Source organism: Steroidobacter flavus, assembly GCF_042651805.1.
In the GTDB taxonomy this organism is placed as follows: Bacteria; Pseudomonadota; Gammaproteobacteria; order Steroidobacterales; family Steroidobacteraceae; genus Steroidobacter; species Steroidobacter flavus.
Genome location: NZ_JBHSDU010000002.1, coordinates 105,899 through 120,221, shown reverse-complemented (window position 1 = coordinate 120,221; position 14,323 = coordinate 105,899). Strand labels below are relative to the sequence as shown.

Annotated in this window: 16 protein-coding genes; 3 read left to right on the top strand and 13 right to left on the bottom strand. The window is 62.0% G+C overall.

Features of this window, described 5'->3' with window-relative positions; all coding sequences use genetic code 11:
• Positions 1–93 precede the first annotated feature (93 nt).
• Both ACFPN2_RS04710 and ACFPN2_RS04705 read left to right on the top strand, forming a co-directional pair.
• Complete coding sequence (locus tag ACFPN2_RS04710; RefSeq protein WP_380595469.1) at positions 94–657, top strand: ORF6N domain-containing protein; 564 nt, start codon at positions 94–96, stop codon at positions 655–657.
• 178 nt (positions 658–835) lie between these two features.
• On the top strand, positions 836–2,482 hold the full coding sequence (locus ACFPN2_RS04705) for a methyl-accepting chemotaxis protein (protein WP_380595468.1): 1,647 nt from the start codon (positions 836–838) through the stop codon (positions 2,480–2,482).
• 42 nt (positions 2,483–2,524) lie between these two features.
• On the opposite strand, the gene ACFPN2_RS04700 is transcribed toward ACFPN2_RS04705, so the two are convergent.
• From ACFPN2_RS04700 to ACFPN2_RS04665, 8 genes are all read right to left on the bottom strand, one after another.
• Entirely contained in the window at positions 2,525–3,418 is an 894-nt protein-coding gene (locus ACFPN2_RS04700) for a diguanylate cyclase (protein ID WP_380595467.1), read from the bottom strand.
• Between the two features lie 179 nt (positions 3,419–3,597).
• A complete protein-coding gene (gene rluF / locus ACFPN2_RS04695) occupies positions 3,598–4,299 on the bottom strand; it encodes a 23S rRNA pseudouridine(2604) synthase RluF (protein WP_380595466.1) in 702 nt (233 codons plus the stop codon).
• Between the two features lie 6 nt (positions 4,300–4,305).
• On the bottom strand, positions 4,306–4,677 hold the full coding sequence (locus ACFPN2_RS04690; RefSeq protein ID WP_380595465.1) for a YkgJ family cysteine cluster protein: 372 nt from the start codon (positions 4,675–4,677) through the stop codon (positions 4,306–4,308).
• Entirely contained in the window at positions 4,674–5,162 is a 489-nt protein-coding gene (gene folA / locus ACFPN2_RS04685) for a type 3 dihydrofolate reductase (RefSeq protein WP_380595464.1), read from the bottom strand. The genes ACFPN2_RS04690 and folA overlap by 4 nt, the downstream gene beginning before the upstream one ends.
• A complete protein-coding gene (locus tag ACFPN2_RS04680) occupies positions 5,162–5,797 on the bottom strand; it encodes an SET domain-containing protein (protein ID WP_380595463.1) in 636 nt (211 codons plus the stop codon). Before ACFPN2_RS04680 ends, folA begins: the two co-directional genes overlap by 1 nt.
• Entirely contained in the window at positions 5,798–6,592 is a 795-nt protein-coding gene (gene thyA / locus ACFPN2_RS04675) for a thymidylate synthase (RefSeq protein ID WP_380595462.1), read from the bottom strand.
• Positions 6,589–7,476 (bottom strand): prolipoprotein diacylglyceryl transferase, encoded by an 888-nt coding sequence (gene lgt, locus ACFPN2_RS04670; protein WP_380595461.1) that lies wholly within the window; start codon positions 7,474–7,476, stop codon positions 6,589–6,591. The genes thyA and lgt overlap by 4 nt, the downstream gene beginning before the upstream one ends.
• A 57-nt stretch (positions 7,477–7,533) precedes the next feature.
• Entirely contained in the window at positions 7,534–8,766 is a 1,233-nt protein-coding gene (locus tag ACFPN2_RS04665; protein ID WP_380595460.1) for a class I SAM-dependent rRNA methyltransferase, read from the bottom strand.
• Positions 8,767–8,784: 18 nt separating this feature from the next.
• On the opposite strand from ACFPN2_RS04665, the gene ACFPN2_RS04660 reads away from it, so the two are divergent.
• Positions 8,785–10,857 carry a thioredoxin domain-containing protein gene (locus ACFPN2_RS04660; RefSeq protein WP_380595459.1) on the top strand — a complete coding sequence of 691 codons (2,073 nt, stop codon included), beginning with the start codon at positions 8,785–8,787 and terminating at the stop codon, positions 10,855–10,857.
• Between the two features lie 26 nt (positions 10,858–10,883).
• Here ACFPN2_RS04660 and ACFPN2_RS04655 read toward each other — a convergent pair whose 3' ends face one another.
• From ACFPN2_RS04655 to ACFPN2_RS04635, 5 genes are all read right to left on the bottom strand, one after another.
• Positions 10,884–11,288 carry a TfoX/Sxy family protein gene (locus tag ACFPN2_RS04655; RefSeq protein ID WP_380595458.1) on the bottom strand — a complete coding sequence of 135 codons (405 nt, stop codon included), beginning with the start codon at positions 11,286–11,288 and terminating at the stop codon, positions 10,884–10,886.
• A gap of 161 nt (positions 11,289–11,449) precedes the next feature.
• The gene (locus ACFPN2_RS04650; RefSeq protein ID WP_380595457.1) at positions 11,450–11,899 is read right to left on the bottom strand and encodes an HIT family protein; all 450 of its coding nucleotides are present in this window, start codon (positions 11,897–11,899) and stop codon (positions 11,450–11,452) included.
• Complete coding sequence (locus ACFPN2_RS04645) at positions 11,896–12,237, bottom strand: DMT family protein (protein WP_380595456.1); 342 nt, start codon at positions 12,235–12,237, stop codon at positions 11,896–11,898. Before ACFPN2_RS04645 ends, ACFPN2_RS04650 begins: the two co-directional genes overlap by 4 nt.
• Positions 12,234–12,947: a 2-phosphosulfolactate phosphatase gene (locus ACFPN2_RS04640; RefSeq protein WP_380595455.1), complete on the bottom strand. Its 714-nt coding sequence runs from the start codon at positions 12,945–12,947 to the stop codon at positions 12,234–12,236. Before ACFPN2_RS04640 ends, ACFPN2_RS04645 begins: the two co-directional genes overlap by 4 nt.
• A gap of 27 nt (positions 12,948–12,974) precedes the next feature.
• Entirely contained in the window at positions 12,975–14,213 is a 1,239-nt protein-coding gene (locus tag ACFPN2_RS04635) for a type III PLP-dependent enzyme (RefSeq protein WP_380595612.1), read from the bottom strand.
• Between the last annotated feature and the right edge of the window lie 110 nt (positions 14,214–14,323).

The following is a 14,323-nucleotide window of genomic DNA, read 5'->3' as shown; positions in this document are numbered from 1 at the left end:
TTCTGGCGAAAATCGCAATTAATTGACATGTCCTAGCGACCGCCAGGCTGCAGGCTTTCCGTCCCGGCCCAACCAGCAAGATAGGACGTCGCTATGTCGCGAACAAGCAAAGATAAGGAGACGGCGCTCGTACCCGTGGAGCGCATTACACAGTCGATACTAATTCTTCGCGGACACCGCGTACTGCTCGACAGTGAGATCGCAACGCTCTACGGCACAACCACGAAAGCACTCAATCAAGCCGTCAAGCGCAACGCCGCTCGCTTTCCAGAGGATTTCATGTTTCGGCTATCGCCTGGCGAAGCCGATGCGATCAACCGGTCACAATCTGTGACCGGTTCCCAAAGACATCGCGATCCGCGCCTGCCGCCTTTCGCCTTCACCGAGCACGGCGCGATCATGGCTGCCTCGATCTTGAACAGCAAACGTGCCATAGAGATGAGCATCTATGTCGTACGCGCTTTCGTACAGCTGCGCACTCTCCTAGCCTCGAACAAAGAACTCGCGAAGCGTCTCGATGCGCTGGAAGCTCGTGTAACGCGCAAGTTCGCTAAACAGGACGAGGTGATCGTCGAAATGGTCAAGGCCATTCGCCAGCTCATGAAGCCACGAGAACCCAAGCGTCGCGGTATCGGCTTCATGGCCGACTGGAGCTAACAAATATTAGTGACCACCGCGCTGGCGTGCAGCGATCTCTGACTGTCGCAGCGCACTACTTAGGCATCCCTCACGCCGACTTCATAAGACCAAGGAGGAATCGGCGTTCAGCATCTAACGATGCATAGCGATAGGGTCGATCCACCGGTCAGGGAGTGTTTTGCCCCGGAGATTTGTGATGCTCAAAAACCTGACCATCCGCGCACGCCTGCAGTTCGCCTTTGGCGTCGTTTGCGTGCTCATGGTGATTGCCGCCACCGTCGGTGGGCTGGGGACGAGAAGTATCGTCGCGGTGGCCGACCAGACGATGAATGGCGAGCTGAAGCTCGCGCAGCTGGCGACCGAGCTGCGGGTCGATGTCTTGCAGCTGCGCCGCTTCGAGAAAGATGTATTCATCAATATCGAAACAGCGGGCAAGGTGCAGGAGTATCGAGGCAAGTGGGAACAGTCTCTGCGAGATGCACAGCAGGCGCGCAGCGAAGCTCTTGCGCTGGCGAGTGACGAAACTCGGGCACCGTTGAACCAGCTCGAGAAAGAGCTGGAAGCATATGCGGCCGGCTTCCGGAACACGCTGGCGGAAATTCAGTCAGGCTCGCTGAAGACCACTGCGGAAGCCAACGCGGCGATGAGCAAATACAAACAGTCCGTTCATCAAGTCGACGCGCTCGTTCTCGAAATTGTGGGCGGGGCCAATAAGGAAGCGGGCAAGGTCGACGCCCTCATGAAAGGTCATAGCGATTCGGTCATGACCACGCTGGTTGGCCTGACCGTCGCTTCCCTGTTGTTCGCGGCCAGTCTGTCGATCGCCATCACCCGAGGCATCGTCCGCCCGGTTCGCTCGGCGGTGCAGCTGGCGCGCAGTGTCGCGGACGGCAAGCTCGGGCATGACTTCACCATCAACAGTCGCGACGAAGTGGCGGAGCTGCTGCATGAGCTGAGCCGCATGGACAGCAAGCTCTGCGAAATCATCGGCGAGGTGCATGCGGGCGCGGGCAAAGTGCGCTCGACGGCGGCCGAGCTGGCAGAGAACAACGATCAGCTCTCACAGCGAACGCAGGGGCAGGCCAGCTCGCTGGAGGAAACAGCAGCGGCCATCGAGGAGATGACTGCCGCCATCAAGGCGAACGCCAGCAGCGCGACCAATGCCAGCAACCTGGCTCGCAGCGCCAGCGAAGTGGCGACAGCCGGCGGCAAAGTTGTGACATCCGCAGTCGGTGCGATGTCGGCCATCAACGATTCCAGCCGCCGCATCGCCGACATCATCTCGGTCATCGATGAGATCGCCTTCCAGACCAACCTGCTCGCCTTGAACGCCGCGGTCGAAGCCGCCCGCGCTGGCGAGATGGGCCGTGGATTCGCGGTGGTCGCCGGCGAAGTTCGCAGCCTCGCTCAGCGCAGTGCTGACGCGGCGAAAGAGATCAAACAACTCATTGGCGACAGCGTGGAGAAGGTCCGCGCCGGCTCGCAGCTCGTGTCCATGTCTGGCGAGCAGTTACAACAGATCGTCGAAAGCGTGCGACGTGTTGCCGGCGTCGTCGAGGAAATCGCGAGTGCGAATTCCCAGCAGGCTTCAGGCGTGTCGCAGCTGAACGATTCGGTCTCGCAGCTGGATCACATTACTCAGCAAAACGCGGCGGGGACTGAGGAAATCGCGGCGGCCAGCAAGATGATGCATGAGCAGTCGGAGCGACTCGCGGCGACGGTCTCTTATTTCTCGATACCGCACCAGCCCACGAGTATCGGTCGGCAGCGTCCGCAGACGCGGACATCGCAGGCGGCCAACATCAACGAAGAGTACGAAAGCGAGGCGCGATACGGCACTTAAGCAGCAAGTTTTGACGTTGCAATCTGCAACTTCAAAACAGCCTCAGTGGCAGACCTTATTTCTTCCGGTCCGCTTCGCTTTGTAGAGCATCTCGTCCGCGGTCTTATACAAATCCGCAAGCGACATGTTCTCTTGCAGCGAGCCGGCGCCGACGGAAATGGTGACGCGGATATTCTTATCCTCGGCGACGAACGCGTGCGCCTCGACCAGCGAGCGCAGTTCTTCGCCGATCTTGGCGGCGTTGTGAAGTGAGGTCTCGGGCAGGATGACACAGAACTCCTCGCCGCCATAACGACCGAGCCGATCGCTAGGACGCAACCGTCGCTGCAAGATGCCAGCGAGCCCGCGAAGCACCGAGTCGCCGGTCAGGTGACCGTGCGTATCGTTGATGCTCTTGAAGTGATCGATGTCGAGCATCAATACCGACAGCTCGCGACCATGCCGACGCGCGCGGGGAATCTCTTCTTCCAGCAACGAATCGAGCCGCTTGCGATTGGCGAGATCGGTGAGGCCGTCGGTCACGGCCATGCGATGGATGATCTCGTGATATTGCAGCTCGATGTCCGAGCCGGACAGGTATTTGAAAATCGTGTCGCCGACCTTCAGCCGATCGCCCCGCTGCAGCTGGCGCTCGCGGACGGTATGGACGTCGTCGTTGATGAAGGTGCCGTTGGTGGACACGAGGTCGACGACGAACAGGTTGCCGCCCCGCTGCTCCAGGCGGGCATGCCGGCGGGAAACGCAGTCGCTCGGTAGGACAATGTCATTGTCACGACCGCGCCCGACGGTGGTCTCGGACTTGTCGAGGACATAACGTCGGCCCAGATCGGCCTGCACCGGCGCATGGATGACCACCAGGCACGCCTCACCGGGCCGCCTGACGCGCAGCTCATCGAGCCCCGTAACCCGGGTTTGTACGTCGTAGTCGTGGTCCACGCGCGCAAGATACTGTGCGCAGTGAGGAAACGTCTAGCGCTCGCCGACCACCCAGCCGACAAACGGCCACCCCGGGTACACGGAGGTACCCCGCCGCCACAGGCGGCGGCGAGAGGCAAAAGTCACGCCTTTTGCCGGTTCGCACGAGGGTCGTGGCAGGATGCCCGATCCCTCGTTTATTAAAAGTTGAATCCGGGCTTATGGGGCAGCAGTCCGCGCACCTCGGCGTCCTTCAGCTCGCGCCATTGCCCCGTTTTGAGCCCATCCAATGTCAAATTGATGATCCGGACGCGTTGTAGCCGCAACACTTTGTAGCCGAAGAACGAGCACATGCGCCGGATCTGGCGGTTCAAGCCCTGGGTCAGAATGATCCGGAAGGTCGCCGGCGCAACCCGCGTGACTTTGCAGGGCCGGGTCACAGTGCCGAGAATCCGCACCCCGCTCGCCATGCCATTGAGAAAGATCTCAGTCACGGGCCGGTCCACCGTCACGACATATTCCTTTTCGTGGGCGTTCTCGACGCGCAGGATTTCGTTGACGATGTCGCCGTTATTGGTCAGCAGGATCAGCCCTTCGGACTCCTTGTCCAGACGACCGATGGGAAAGATCCGCTCGCGATAGTTAACGAAATCGGTGATGTTGCCGGGAATCTCGCGATCGGTGGTGCAGATGACGCCGACCGGTTTGTTGAGCGCGAGATAGACGTGTTTCTGCTCGCCGCTGACCGGCTTGCCGTCGACGCAGACGACGTCGCCTTCCTTGACCTGAGTGCCCAGCGTCGCGACCGCGCCGTTGATGGTGACCCGCCCCGCTTCGATCCGTGCATCAGCCTCGCGCCGCGAGCACAGCCCCGTCTCGCTGATGAACTTGTTCAGCCGCATGTCACGTCAAGCGGACGGGATGAACTCGTCGTCGCCCTGGTGCTCGCGCTCGAACATCAAGAACTCGTGATAGCCGCAGCGGTTGCCGTACGGATACTTGCGACATACGTTCGGCCGCGCTTCATAGACGGTGCAGCGGCGCTCGTCGGTATCGAAGAAGCGGCAGATGGTCTTGTAGATGTGATCTTTCTGATGCCGCAGGATCTGCTCGTCCACTTCCTTGGTCTTGTAGTTGTAGGTGAACTTCTTTTTGGCCTCGTCGTGCGACAGACCGAAATGCTTGGCCAGGCGCGCGATATCGTGCTCGCTCACCGCGATCCGCGAGTGACTGCAACAATAGCCGGGACAGGTCGCACAGTCGTAACGCATCTTGGTCATGGGACGACTCGCTGCAGCGTGCTGAAGGTAAAGGCGTGGGCGTGACGTTCGTCGGCCGGATGATACTCCTTCGCGACCTCGCGCCACTCCTGTTCCTTCAACTCAGGGAACACCACGTCGCCCTCGACGCTGGCATGCACGCGCGTGAGATGGATGACCTGTACCTGCGGCAGGACTTGTCGGTAGATGTCGGCGCCGCCGACGATCACGATCTCCGGCGCCGGCTGCGCGGCCGCAATCGCCGCGTCGATCGAAGTCACCACGGTGCAGCCGGGAATCTCCAGCCCCGGTTGACGCGAGATCACGATGTTCTGTCGACCGGGCAGCGGACGACCGATGGAATCGAACGTCTTGCGCCCCATCACGATGGGCTTGCCCAGGCTGAGCGCCTTGAAACGTTTCAGATCGTCCGGCAGTCGCCACGGCAGCTGATTGCCGCTGCCGATGACGCCGTTGTCGGCCACTGCGACGATGATGGACAGCATCAGCGCTTTTTGGCCTTCTTCTTGGCCTTTTTCTTCGCCTTCGCGTCGCGCAGGTCGGTCGGCTCCTTGTCCAGCATGGTGCCGCGACATTTCTTGGCGCCGCAGCGGCAGGCGTACAACGCCAGCTCGGCCGGATCGTCGGTGCTTTCCCAGGTGAGCTGATAGTCGTAACCCAACTCTTCACCGGGCTTGATGTCACGGATCGCGTCGATGAACACGCGGCTGTTCTCGATCACCGTCTCGCAATTGGGATTGCAGCTGTGATTGATGAAGCGCGCGTCGTTGCCGTCCACGCCGGCATCGATCACGGTGCGATTGCTGGCGATGAACAGGAAGGTGTGACCGTCGTCATCGCCCTTCTTCTCGTAACGGGCATCCGCCTCGCCATGAGAAATGCGCTCGCCGAGATACTCGATGACGCGTGCGCCCTTCTTGATCGGCACGATCGCGTAGACGCCGCGACCGTGAATCGGCGAGTTGCGAGCTTCGACCAGCGGCGAGTTCAGCACCGCCGCCTTCTTCTTGGCCGCAGGCCGGCGCGCTTTGCGTACCGACTTCTTCTGCGAACCTCGAGTGGACTTGCTGGACGAGCGAGTTTTAGTGCGCGACTGAGTGCGACGGTTCTTCGTAGCCATTTAGACAGCGATGGGCGCTTTGATGGAAGGATGAGCCTGGTAATCGACGATCTGAAAATCTTCGTATTCGTACTCGAAGATCGAGGGCGGCTTGCGCTTGATCACGAGCTTGGGCAGCGGGAACGGCTCGCGGCGCAGCTGTTCGTCGGCCTGCTCGAGATGATTCAGATACAGGTGACAATCGCCGCCGGTCCAGATGAACTCGCCCGGCTCGAGATCGCACTGCTGCGCGAACATGTGCGTCAGCAACGCATACGAGGCGATATTGAACGGCACACCGAGGAACACATCGGCGCTGCGCTGGTACAGCTGGCACGACAGCTTGCCGTCGCCCACCCAGAACTGAAACAACGCGTGGCAAGGAGTCAGCGACATCTGCTCCAGCTCGCCCACGTTCCAGGCGTTGACGATGATGCGGCGGGAATCGGGATTGCGACGGATCAGATCCAGCGTGCGGCTGATCTGGTCGATGGTCTTCCCATCCGGGCCCGGCCACGAGCGCCACTGCTTGCCGTAGATCGGGCCGAGCTCGCCGTTCTCGTCGGCCCACTCGTCCCAGATCGACACACCGTGGTCGTGCAGATATTTGACGTTGGTGTCGCCCTTCAGGAACCACAGCAACTCATAAACGATGGACTTGAGGTGCAGCTTCTTGGTCGTGACCAGGGGGAAGCCCTGCGCCAGATCGAAGCGCGCCTGATGCCCGAACACGGACAGCGTGCCAGTGCCGGTGCGATCGGTCTTGCGCAGACCGTGCTCCCGGATCTGCCGAAGCAGCTGCAGGTACTGGATCATGACGCGGTCGCGAGCTGCTTGGCGCCGTAGTTGCCGCTCGCCTGCTGGCTGCGATACGCCCAGGCCATCACGATGGCGCCGAGAATGATCATCGGCAACGACAGGATCTGGCCCATGGTCACCCAGTTGAACAACAGGTAACCGCGATTCTCATCGGGCACGCGCACGAACTCCACGGCGAAACGGCACACGCCATACACGATCAGGAACAAACCCGTCGGCGCCAGTCTCGGCCGCGGCGTGCGCGTGAACAGCCACAGGATGACGAACAGCAGCAGCCCTTCGAGCACCCCTTCATAAAGCTGCGATGCATGGACGTGCAGTACGCAGGGATCGATGCCAAAGCGCTGACACAAACGATTGGCCTCGGCGGCCTGCACGGGATAGAGCGGCGCCGGGTCGACGATAAATCCCCAAGGCGCGTCGGTGGGCTTGCCCCACAACTCACCGTTGATGAAGTTACCGATGCGACCGGCGAAGATGCCCACGCCAGGCAACGGCGCGAGAAAGTCGAGCACGTCGGCAAAGCGGCGCTGCCGCTGACGGGCGAACAACAGCGTCGCGAGGATCACGCCGATCAAACCGCCGTGGAAGGACATGCCGCCTTCCCAGATGCGGATGACGGTGAGCGGGTCCGCCATCACCTGTTCGCCGCCGTAGAACAGGATCCAGCCCAGACGACCGCCGAGGATCACGCCGATGGCGGCGAAGAAGATCAGGTCGTCCACTTCGGTGGGCTGCCAAGTCGAGTCGGAGCGAGCCGCCCGCCGACGCGCCAGCCACCAGCCCGCCGCGAAGCCAATGACATACATGAGCCCATACCAGCGCACGGCCAGCGGGCCCACCGAGAAGATGATCGGGTCGATCGCGGGGTAGGGAATCATGATCGGCGAGTATACCAATGCCTCGAGCGATGGCCTGACTTCGCCCGCCCGGTGGTTCTAATCGGTCACGACCCGGCAGAAGTACGCCTTCAGGTAGCGCGTCTCCGGGATTGCAGGGTGGATCGGATGATCCGGCGCCTGGCCCCCGACTTCCACCACCTGCGCGAACCGACCGAGATGACGCGCACCCCGCTGAATCGCAGTCAGCAGGTGATCCGGTTCCAGGTGATACGAGCAGGAGCACGACACCAGGATGCCGTCTTTATCCAGCAACTGCATGGCGAGCTGATTGAGCCGCTTGTACGCCGCCTCGCCCTTGGGCACGTCTTTCTTGCGCTTGATGAACGCCGGCGGATCGATCACCACCACGTCGAAACGGCGGCCTTCGCTGTGGAGCTTCTCCATCACGTCGAACGCGTCGCCTTTGACTACCGCGGGCTTCAGGCCGTTGGCGGCGGCACTCGCCTGCAACTGCTCCAACGCCGATGCCGACGAATCCACACAAGTGACTTCGGTCGCACCCGCCTTCAGCGCGCCCAAGCCCCAGGCACCGAGATAGCTGAAAACGTCGAGCACACGCGCGCCGCCGACGTATTTGCGCAAAGCCAGCCGATTGGCGGCCTGATCGAAGAACCAGCCGGTTTTCTGGCCGCTGCCCAGCGGCACCTGGAATCCCACGCCGCCCTCGTCCACGACCACCGACTCGGGCGCATCGCCGAACACCGTCTCGACGTAGTGCGGCAGCCCTTCCAGATCGCGCACGCCCGCGTCGTTCTTCCACACCAGCGCCGTGGGATTGATGACCTTTTTCACTGCGGCTTCGATCTGCGGCCGCAAGGCTTCCATACCCGCCGTGGCGATCTGCCCGACGATCACGTCGCCGAATCGATCCAGCACCAGGCCCGGCAGCGCATCGGATTCGCCGTACACCAGCCGATAGAACGGCTTGTCATAGAGCGAATGACGCAGCGATTGCGCCACTTGCAGACGATGCACGATCAGCGACTTGTCCGGCGGGTACTGCGGGCTGCGGCCCACGATTCGCGCGCTGATCAGCGAATGCGGATTCACATAGGCATAGCCCAGGAATTTGTCGCGATCGGAGACGATGCGACAGAGCGCACCCGGCTTGAACGCCGTCAGCGGCGTGCGGGCTGTGTCCACTTCGTTGGAAAACACCCACAGGTGGCCAGCGGCTAGACGACGATCCTCGCCCCGCTTCAAGCGCAACTCGGGCAGCTCGGCGGGCGTAGAGGGCGTGGGGGTCGGTGTATCGGGGGAGGTGTTCATTTAAAGTGGGCGCATTCTATGCACGATTCAACACATCGCAACCGTCTCGCTCGAGAGACGAGCCCGTACCTGCTGCAACATGCCGCGAATCCGGTCGATTGGCACCCCTGGGGCGAGGAAGCCTTAGGCCTGGCCAGGCGCGAGAACAAGCCGATTTTACTGTCGATCGGCTATTCCGCCTGCCATTGGTGCCACGTCATGGCGCACGAGTCCTTCGAGGATCCGGCCAGCGCCGCGGTGATGAACGAGCTGTTCGTGAACATCAAGGTCGATCGCGAGGAGCGCCCCGACCTGGACCGCATTTACCAGATTGCGCAGCAGATGCTGACTCAGCGCGGCGGCGGCTGGCCGCTGACGATGTTTCTCTCCCCCCAGGATCAGCGTCCCTTCTTCGGCGGCACTTATTTTCCCAAGGAAGCGCGCCACGGCCTGCCCGCGTTCACCGACTTGTTACAACGCGTGGCCCAGTTCTATCGCGAGCGCGGCGCTGACATCGCCCAGCAGAGCGAAGCGTTACAGCAAGCGTTCGATCAGCTGCACTCGCCGCCCGCCTCGGGCGACACCGCTTTGACATTGGCGCCGGTCCACGCCGCTCGCCAGCAACTCGCCGGTGCCTTCGATCCTGAATTCGGCGGCTTCGGTGGCGCGCCGAAATTTCCGCATCCAACAAACATCGAATTCCTGTTACGTCAGTGGCGCGCGACGGCCGGCGCCGAAGAGCCGGATCTGCACTCGCTCTACATGGGCACACTGACGCTCAAGCGCATGGCCGACGGCGGTATCTACGATCATCTCGGCGGCGGCTTCGCGCGATACAGCGTCGATGCTTACTGGATGATCCCGCACTTCGAAAAGATGCTTTACGACAACGGGCAACTGCTGCGCGTTTATGCACACGCCGCGCTGGCCACCGGCGAGCCGCTGTTCAGTCGCATCGCCGGTGAAACAGCCGATTGGATGATTCGGGACATGCAAGCTCCCGAAGGCGGTTTCCGGGCGGCGCTCGATGCCGATTCGGAGGGTCACGAAGGTAAGTTCTACGTGTGGCAGCCCGAGGAAGTGTCACGACTGCTCGATGCGGACGACTACGCGGTGTTCGCTCGACACTTCGGCCTCGATCGCCCGGCGAATTTCGAAGGTCAGGACTGGCATCTGCATGTGTTTCGTTCGGAAGACGATATCGGTACCGAGCTGGGCATCGAGCCGGCGGAAGTCACCAAACGTCTCGAGCATGCGCGTCGCGTGCTGCTGGAAGTGCGCAATCGCAGAGTCTGGCCGGGGCGTGACGACAAAGTGCTCACGTCGTGGAACGGTCTCGCGATCAGCGGGCTCGCTGTCGCAGCCCGTGCGTTACGCCGAGCCGATCTGGCCGACGCCGCAGCTCGCGCGGTCGATTTCATTCGTCAGCAATGCTGGCGCGATGACCGGCTGCTCGCGACCTACAAGGACGGCCGCGCGCGTTTCGCCGCTTATCTCGACGACTACGCGTTTCTGCTCGACGGCGTGCTGGAACTGTTGCAAACCCGCTGGCGCAGCGAGGATCTGACATTCGCGACCGGGCTGGCCGAAGCTCTGCTGGCGCATTTCGAGGATCGCGAGTCCGGCGGTTTCTTTTTCACCGCCGACGATCACGAACAGCTCATGCATCGCTCCCGTTCGTTCAGCGACGAAGCATTGCCGGCAGGCAACGCGATCGCAGCCCAGGCACTTACCCGGCTGGGGCTACTGCTTGGAGAAACGCGATACCTGGATGCAGCAGCCAAGACGCTGCGCGCCGCCTGGCCTGCCTTGCAGCACTATCCTCACGCGCATACGGCTCTGCTCGTTGCTCTCGAAGAACATCTGGAACCGCCCGAGATCGTCATCGTGCGCGGCGAGCGCACCGAAGCGGAAAGTTGGCGTGACGAGCTGGCGAGGGTCTACACGCCGCGACGATTGGTGTTCGCGATCGCAGCGGATGCCTCGGGACTTCCGTCTGCAATTGCGGATAAGAAAGCTCTGCCTGAAACCGCTGCGTATGTGTGTCGCGGGATGACTTGCTCAGCGCCCGTGCGCTCGCTGTCTTCGCTGGTGGCGCTGACCCGGGGTTAACCTAGGGCCTGTGAACAGGCCCTGGTTTATTTCTTTTCTTTGGCGCGCTTCTTCGCCTGCTTCATGTGGCGGGAGCGCTCGATGCCGGCCATTTGTTTGGCACGCGCCGATTCGATAGCTGCGTTGAGCGCACGCTCGCCCCAGAGCTTCAGCTGCACGACGTCGTCGATCACGTCCTGCGGCACTTCGTGATGATCGGTGGTGAGGTCGAACGCGTTCGGGTACGGCTTGAACTGCGGCATGCCCCGCGCGACATAATCGTCGAGGTTGCTCTTATCGGTGTGCAGGTACAACTTCTCGCCCATCACGATGGCGAGCAAACGATCGTCGATGAACACACCGACGCCGCCGAAAATCGCACGACTGGATATTCGCCCGAGCGGCGCTAGTTGTTCTGCGACGTAACTGGCCAGGCTCGACTTGACCCGCATATCGAGCTACTCACTCTTCCTGATTGCTTCCAAGCAGCGCAGAGTTTACATCGCGAGCCCTTACTGTAAACCCGCGATCGTCACTAACTGGCGACACTGTGCGCCAGTCGACAACAAGGTGCTGGGAAAATCCGCCAAAAACGCCCGGGCGGCAGAAAAAGTTATACGGTCGCGCCGAGACGTTCCAGGTGCTGGCGAATTAAGTCACGCAGCGGCGCGTGCACCCGGACGTCAAATGCAGGTGCCTGCTGCCAGTCATAGCCCCAGGGATTGGCGCTGCGCATGGCCTCCGGCTCGTCGACGAAGCGCGGATGCACGTGAGCATGTAGAGCGGGCTCCACGTTACCGAAGATCGCGTAATTGATTCGCAGCGCGCCGGTCGCGGCGAACACCGCATCGCCCAGCAAGCCGAGCTCGGAGAGGAACAAATCGCGTTGGGAGCGCTCCAGCGCGTGCAAATGCGGCACGACCGGATCGGGTAACAGCAGACAATAGCCGGTGAGCACTTGTCGCTGGCCCATCACCGCCCAGCCCGAGCGCAGACGCGCGACCACGGTGGGATCGTTACCAGCGCGGCAAGTCTCGACCAGACGATGAATGGCAGTGGTCATTTGCGGAACACGAAATAAACCGCGCCCATCATACAGAGCGCCGCCCACAGGTAATCGAGCTTGAGCGGCTGACGCATGTACAACATCACGAACGGCACGAACACCGTCAGCGTGATCACTTCCTGCAGGATCTTCAGTTGCGGCAAGGTCAGCACGGTGTAACCGATTCGGTTCGCCGGCACCTGTAACAAATATTCAAACAGCGCGATGCCCCAGCTGATCAGCGCCGCGATGATCCAGGGCTTCTGACTGAGCTCCTTGAGATGCGCGTACCAGGCAAACGTCATGAAGACGTTCGACATCGTCAGTAACAGGATGGTCCGGAATACCGGGCTCATGGGGTTTCGATACGGGGTTGGGGCACGTCGATCTTGCGCAGACGGGGCGGCGACGCGCTGCTATCCCGCTGTAATACGAAATCGAACTCGTCGACGCGCGTGCACAGATCGAAATCGCGTTCCGGCGCCCAGTCGCACGCCGGGTCGAAGAACTTCACGGCGCTGGACGCCTTGCGCAGCTGCTCGCGGATTCCACCGACAGGCATGGGCTCACCCAACAAGCGAGAGCGCAGCAGCTCGGCGCACAGATCGTCTTCGTCGCAGTTCTCGCGCGCCTCGTGGCCCATGCGAACCAGCGTGACTGCCTCGGGCCGGAGCGCCTGGATATATCGAACAATGGCGCCGGCATTGACCAGCGCGCCGGTAAGCGTCTCTACGGAAGCGGGCACGCTGGTGAATCCCTGCGTTCCAGCGTGCGTGGTGTGAATGATGGTGCGGCCGGCGACATCGAGCTTTTCCAGGTCGGCAGGTGAATTGCCGCAGTCGAAGCCGGGCAACGGTCGCGCGTGACGCTCACCGATCAGCAGCCAGTCCGGATGCTGACGCTTGAGCTCGCGCGCGTAATCGACTTCAGCGACGGGAATGACGGTCGCCGCGCCACGCGAGAACGCGTACGCGGCGACCGAAAACGCTCGGAAGACATCGATGACGACGGCCACGCCCTGCGCCGACTGCGCACCGACGACGTGATCTACAACCGTGACCTGCAAGCGGCGACCTCGTTCAGGCCGCCGCGCTCAGGCAGCGCGGCCTCGACCGCCAGCAGCCTTGCGCTGCAGGCGAACCACACGTCGCGCGTCGGCGGTCTCGTTCATCACGACGACCTTGGCGCGCTTGAAGAAGTTGAAGTCGGTGGCGCTGGCCCAGGTGTAGGCGCCCATCATGCGGCCCACCACCAGATCGCCCATCTCCAGCTCCGGCAACATGATGCATTCGTCGATCACGTCGATGGAGTCGCAAGTCGGGCCCGACAGCACGCTCTCGAACAGCTCGCCACCTTCGCGCAGCACCGACACCGGATACTTGGCGTGGTCGAACATCTGACCGCTGTACGAACCGTACAGACCGTCGTCCAGGTAGTACCACCAGCGACCGTCACGCTTGGCCTTGCCCATCACCGAGGAGACGGCGATAGCGGCAGGCGCGGCGATGAACCGGCCCGGCTCGGCGATCACGCGGACGTGCGGCGGCAACTTGGCGAGCGCGGCGCGGATCGGACGGCAGAACTCGTCGATCGGCGTGACCGCGTCGTTGTACGAAACGGGGAAACCGCCACCGATGTCGAGCACGTCGAGCGACGGCAGGCCGGCCAGCACGGCTTCCGCCATGATGCTGGTGCATGCCTGAACCGCTTCGACATACTTCGCCGGATCGGTCGCCTGGGAGCCGACGTGGAAGGACAAGCCTTTCACGCGCACGCCGAGGCGGCGCGCCTGCTCAATCATGCCGAGCACGTCGCCAGGGGCGCAGCCGAATTTCTTCGACAGGTCGACGACAGCGTTCGGGCTACGGAACGACACGCGGATCAGCAGCTCGGCACGCTTGCGATAGCGCACGAACTTCTTCACCTCTTCCGGGTTGTCCGCGACGAACGTGGTGACGCCGTAACGGAGCGCGTCACGGATGTCGCTGTCACGCTTGATCGGGTGAGTGTGAATGCAGCGGCTCGGGGCAATGCCCTGCTGCTTCACCAGCTCGACTTCGCCGGTGGTGGCGAGGTCGAAATAAGCACCTTCGTCGCGCAAGCACGACACGACCGCGGCGTGCGGCAGCGGCTTGAGCGCGTAGTGAAGGTCAACACCAGGCAGCGCGGCCTTGAGGGCGCGGTACTGGCGGCGCACCTGCTCGCAGTCCACCACCAGCAGGGGCGAACCGAAGCGGGCGACCAGCGCACGGATTTCGGTTTCCGTCAGCGTGGTGGAATCGAAGGAGTGAGCCGGAGAAACGGCGAGCGATTGCTTGGCTGCGCGGGGCAACACCTGTTGGGCACCTCTCAAAAAGCTGCGAACACTTAACCAACCAACAAGAGCGACAGAAATCTTGAACGTCTGAAGCTCTCACAAGTTCTGGTCGAGCGGCACTGCAG

Coding starts and splice junctions, on each gene's coding strand:
- ACFPN2_RS04710 (WP_380595469.1), top strand. CDS start 94: ATGTCGCGAACAAGCAAAGATAAGGAGACGGCGCTCGTACCCGTGGAG.
- ACFPN2_RS04705 (WP_380595468.1), top strand. CDS start 836: ATGCTCAAAAACCTGACCATCCGCGCACGCCTGCAGTTCGCCTTTGGC.
- rluF (WP_380595466.1), bottom strand. CDS start 4,299: ATGCGGCTGAACAAGTTCATCAGCGAGACGGGGCTGTGCTCGCGGCGC.
- ACFPN2_RS04690 (WP_380595465.1), bottom strand. CDS start 4,677: ATGACCAAGATGCGTTACGACTGTGCGACCTGTCCCGGCTATTGTTGC.
- folA (WP_380595464.1), bottom strand. CDS start 5,162: ATGCTGTCCATCATCGTCGCAGTGGCCGACAACGGCGTCATCGGCAGC.
- ACFPN2_RS04680 (WP_380595463.1), bottom strand. CDS start 5,797: ATGGCTACGAAGAACCGTCGCACTCAGTCGCGCACTAAAACTCGCTCG.
- thyA (WP_380595462.1), bottom strand. CDS start 6,592: ATGATCCAGTACCTGCAGCTGCTTCGGCAGATCCGGGAGCACGGTCTG.
- lgt (WP_380595461.1), bottom strand. CDS start 7,476: ATGATTCCCTACCCCGCGATCGACCCGATCATCTTCTCGGTGGGCCCG.
- ACFPN2_RS04665 (WP_380595460.1), bottom strand. CDS start 8,766: ATGAACACCTCCCCCGATACACCGACCCCCACGCCCTCTACGCCCGCC.
- ACFPN2_RS04660 (WP_380595459.1), top strand. CDS start 8,785: ATGCACGATTCAACACATCGCAACCGTCTCGCTCGAGAGACGAGCCCG.
- ACFPN2_RS04655 (WP_380595458.1), bottom strand. CDS start 11,288: ATGCGGGTCAAGTCGAGCCTGGCCAGTTACGTCGCAGAACAACTAGCG.
- ACFPN2_RS04650 (WP_380595457.1), bottom strand. CDS start 11,899: ATGACCACTGCCATTCATCGTCTGGTCGAGACTTGCCGCGCTGGTAAC.
- ACFPN2_RS04645 (WP_380595456.1), bottom strand. CDS start 12,237: ATGAGCCCGGTATTCCGGACCATCCTGTTACTGACGATGTCGAACGTC.